5 protein-coding genes are annotated in these 3,832 nt (G+C 64.5%); 2 read left to right on the top strand and 3 right to left on the bottom strand.

Annotation, left to right across the window (positions count from 1 at the left end):
- A partial coding sequence (locus tag ACEQXV_RS06870) for a tRNA1(Val) (adenine(37)-N6)-methyltransferase (protein WP_370268457.1) occupies nt 1–598 on the top strand: 598 nt, incomplete at its 5' end.
- A 110-nt stretch (nt 599–708) separates the two neighbouring features.
- Nucleotides 709–876, top strand: a complete 168-nt coding sequence (locus tag ACEQXV_RS06865; protein WP_093450451.1) for a YdcH family protein — start codon at nt 709–711, stop codon at nt 874–876.
- A gap of 67 nt (nt 877–943) precedes the next feature.
- On the opposite strand, the gene ACEQXV_RS06860 is transcribed toward ACEQXV_RS06865, so the two are convergent.
- From ACEQXV_RS06860 to ACEQXV_RS06850, 3 genes are all read right to left on the bottom strand, one after another.
- Nucleotides 944–1,807 (bottom strand): DMT family transporter, encoded by an 864-nt coding sequence (locus tag ACEQXV_RS06860; RefSeq protein ID WP_370268456.1) that lies wholly within the window; start codon nt 1,805–1,807, stop codon nt 944–946.
- A 135-nt stretch (nt 1,808–1,942) separates the two neighbouring features.
- Entirely contained in the window at nt 1,943–2,665 is a 723-nt protein-coding gene (gene phbB / locus ACEQXV_RS06855; protein ID WP_093450453.1) for an acetoacetyl-CoA reductase, read from the bottom strand.
- 199 nt (nt 2,666–2,864) lie between these two features.
- Nucleotides 2,865–3,832, bottom strand: a 968-nt coding sequence (locus ACEQXV_RS06850) for an acetyl-CoA C-acetyltransferase (RefSeq protein WP_370268455.1), incomplete at its 5' end; no start/stop codon positions are given.

Below are 3,832 nucleotides of genomic sequence, written 5' to 3'. Positions count from 1 at the left end.
CGTTGGCGCGGCGGCGCTGTGTCTGGGCGCGCGGGTGCCTGGCCTTCGGCTGGCCGGGTTGGAGCGTGAACCCGGATATGCCGATCTGGCGCGACAAAATGCGCAGGAAAACGCGCAGGATTTCAGCATCTTCGAGGGCGACTTGGCCGCGATGCCCGCTGCGCTGCGGCAAATGTCCTTTGATCACGTTCTAGCGAACCCGCCCTATTTCCGGCGGGATCAGTCGGTGCGGGCCGATCACGCCGCGCGCGAGGCCGCCATGGGTGAAGAAACCCCGCTTGCCGCCTGGGTTGCCGCCGCCGCGCGCCGCTGCAAGCCGCGCGGCACGGTCACCTTCGTGCATCGGACCGAACGGCTTCCGGATCTATTGTCGGCCTTTCAGGCCTGTCTTGGGTCGCTGGTGGTCAAGCCGCTGATTCCCCGGCAAGGGCGTGAATCGCAGCTGTGCCTGGTGCAGGGCCGGAAAGAGGGGCGGGCGGCCTTTCGTCTGGCCCATGGGCTGGTGGTGCACGACGGGCTGCGGCACGAACGGGATGGCACGGACTATACCCCTGATGCCGCTAACATTCTTGGCGCGGCAGCCGCGCTAGAGATGTAATCTGGATTTACCTTTTCTTAACCTCGTCGGCGGAAGGTTGCAGGCGCAGCGTGACAGAATTGTAAAACTGTGGTCCACTCGGATCCGTACCCAACAGAGAGGAGACACGAATGAGCTTGAGTTCCCACCTGGAAGAACTGAAGAAGAAACATGCATCCCTCTCGGTCGCTGTGGAAACGGCACAGCGGTCGCCCGGGGTTTCGACCCTGGAAATCAAACAGATGAAAAAGGAAAAGCTGCGCCTGAAAGAGGAAATCAGCCGTCTAGCCATGCACTGAAGGTGCATCCTCGGCGGCCCCTGGCCGCCGTTTCGCCGGGGCGCTCTGGCCGTGTTGTTCCCGGTCCTTAACGCTTACGCAGGCTGGCGCGCGCTGCAAGCGCCGCGCCACCTGTAATCAGAAGTGTCGCCATGGCCAGACGGGCCGTCGGTTCGGCGATGCCCGTCGCCACCAGAACCAGCGTCGACAGCAGCGGGGCCGCGTAAGAGGCCACGCCCAGGATCTGAATGTCGCCGCGTTTCACCCCGATATCCCAGGTATAGAAGGCCAGGCCCACGGGGCCGAGGCCAAGCGCCAGGATCGACAGCCAGCCGATCGTGCCGTTCGGCGCGACGGTGTCTTCCAGCGCAATGTGCAGCAGCGCCGACAGGGCGGCTGTCAGCAGGCAGAAGGTCGTCACAGCACTAGTCGGCACCGCCCCGAAGCGGCGCGAAAGCACCGAATAGCCCGACCAGGTCAGCGCGCAGGCCAGCGCCAGCGCGTATCCGGTCAGGTGATCGGCAGACAGCCCGCTGACCCCGCCGATGATCAGTGCTGCGCCGAAGAACCCGGCCAGCGCGCCGATCAGGTGCCCGCCGCGCAACGTCTCGCCCGGCAGGAGGCCCGAGAAGAGCACGATCAGCAGGGGCCAGAGATAGGCGATCAGCCCGGCTTGGGCTGGGGGCGCATTGCGCAGCGCCGCGAAATACAGCGCGTGGTAGCCAAAAAGCCCGATGGTGCCGAGCGCGAGGGCCGGCAGGGGGATGCGCGTCAGGGTCTTCAGCTGGCCGGTCGCCACGGTCCAGATCAGCCCGAGCGTGCCGCCGACGGCAAAGCACATGGCGTTCAGCTGCAGGGGCGGCACCGGAGCGCTGCCCACGGTGAAAAGGGCCAGCAGGGCCCAGAGCAGGATGGCGGTGAAACCGATGGCGGTGGCGCGTGTCTTGGTCATCGCCATGGCATGGCCCGGATGGTGGCCCGGGTCAATCGGTCCAGCGGTCGGAATGCGAAAGGGGCCGGTGCAATGCACCGGCCCCGGGGTCTGCTTGTCGGCCCTTACAGGCCTCCGCGCGGGTTTCTGCGTGGATCAGACGAAGAACTGACCGCCGTTTGCCGTGATAGTCGAGCCGTTGACGAAACCGGCGTCGTCCGATGCCAGGAAGACCACGCAGCGGGCGATTTCTTCGGGCTCGCCCAGGCGGCCCGTGGGGATCTGACCGATGATGGCTTCGCGCACCTTCTCGGGCACGGCCATGACCATGTCGGTGGCGATGTAGCCGGGGCAGATCGCGTTGGCGGTGATGCCCTTGGCCGCGCCTTCCTGCGCCAGGGATTTCACGATGCCCAGGTCACCCGCCTTGGTCGCGGCATAGTTCACCTGACCGAACTGGCCCTTCTGACCGTTGATCGACGAAATCACGACGATCCGGCCAAAGCCGCGTTCGCGCATGCCGGGCCAGACCGGGTGCACGGTGTTGAAGACACCGGTCAGGTTGGTGTCGACGACCTCTTTCCACTGCTGCGGGGTCATCTTGTGGAAGGGGGCGTCGCGGGTGATGCCGGCATTGGCGACGACCACGTCGATCGGGCCCAGCTCGGCCTCGACCTTGGCGATACCTTCTTTGGAGGCGTCGTAGTCGGCGGCGTTCCACTTGTAGGTCTTGATGCCGGTTTCCTCGGTGAACTTGGCCGCGGCCTCGTCGTTCCCGGCATAGGTGGCGGCCACCGTGTATCCTTCGTTCTGCAGTGCTTTGGAGATTGCTGCGCCGATTCCGCGCGATCCTCCGGTGACCAGTGCCGTACGTGCCATGATTCCTCCTGGGTGTTTAAGGCTTTGGTAATCCTGTTACCTATTTGGTATTGGTTGCGCAACATTATTGCGCGATGAATCTATGCGACTCGGTCTTCGACCTTCGTCGCCCTCCCGGCTTACCATACGGAATGTAAAAACAAATAAGGGTGCCCGAATGGGCACCCTTCGCAGGCGTATGTACGCCGTTTTGCCCGAATTACGGGCGTTCGAGGCACATGGCCACACCCATGCCGCCGCCGATGCACAGGGTCGCGAGACCTTTTTTCGCGCCGCGGCGCTGCATTTCGAACAGAAGCGTGGTCAGAACGCGCGCGCCCGAGGCCCCGATCGGGTGACCGATGGCGATGGCACCGCCGTTCACGTTCACGATCGACGGATCCCAGCCCATGTCCTTGTTCACGGCGCAGGCCTGGGCGGCGAAGGCTTCGTTGGCCTCGACCAGGTCAAGGTCCTCGGGTTTCCAGCCGGCTTTCTCCAACGCCTTGCGCGATGCGTAGATCGGGCCGACGCCCATGATCGACGGATCCAGGCCCGCGGTGGCGTAAGAGACGATGCGCGCCAGCGGGGTGATGCCCCGCTTTTCCGCGTTCTCGGCGGTCATCAGCAGGGCACCGGCGGCCCCGTCGTTGATGCCCGAGGCGTTGGCGGCGGTCACCGTGCCGTCCTTGACGAAGGCGGGGCGCAGTTTCTGCATCGCTTCGATCGTGGCACCGTGGCGGATGTATTCATCCTGATCGACGACGGTTTCGCCCTTGCGGGTCTTCACAACGAAGGGGACGATTTCATCGGCGAACTTGCCGGCCTTTTGCGCGGTTTCGGCCTTGTTCTGCGAGGCGAGGGCGAATTCGTCCTGCTGGTCACGGCTGATCTGCCATTTTTCGGCAACGTTTTCAGCGGTCTGACCCATGTGATAGCCGTTGAACGCATCCCAGAGGCCGTCCTTGATCATCGAATCGATGTATTTGACGTCGCCCATCTTGTGACCGGCGCGCAGGTGCGCGACGTGGGTCGACAGGGACATGCTTTCCTGGCCACCGGCGGCCACGATGTCCGCATCGCCAAGCTGGATGTGCTGGGCGGCAAGCGCCACGGCGCGCAGGCCCGAGCCACAGACCTGGTTGATGCCCCAGGCGGCGGAGGCTTCGGGCAGGCCGGCGTTGATAT

The sequence above is a fragment of the Nioella sp. genome (genome assembly GCF_964229645.1).
Lineage (GTDB): Bacteria > Pseudomonadota > Alphaproteobacteria > Rhodobacterales > Rhodobacteraceae > Nioella.
Note: the sequence above shows the minus strand (reverse complement) of the source record. Positions and strands in the feature narration are given on the sequence as shown.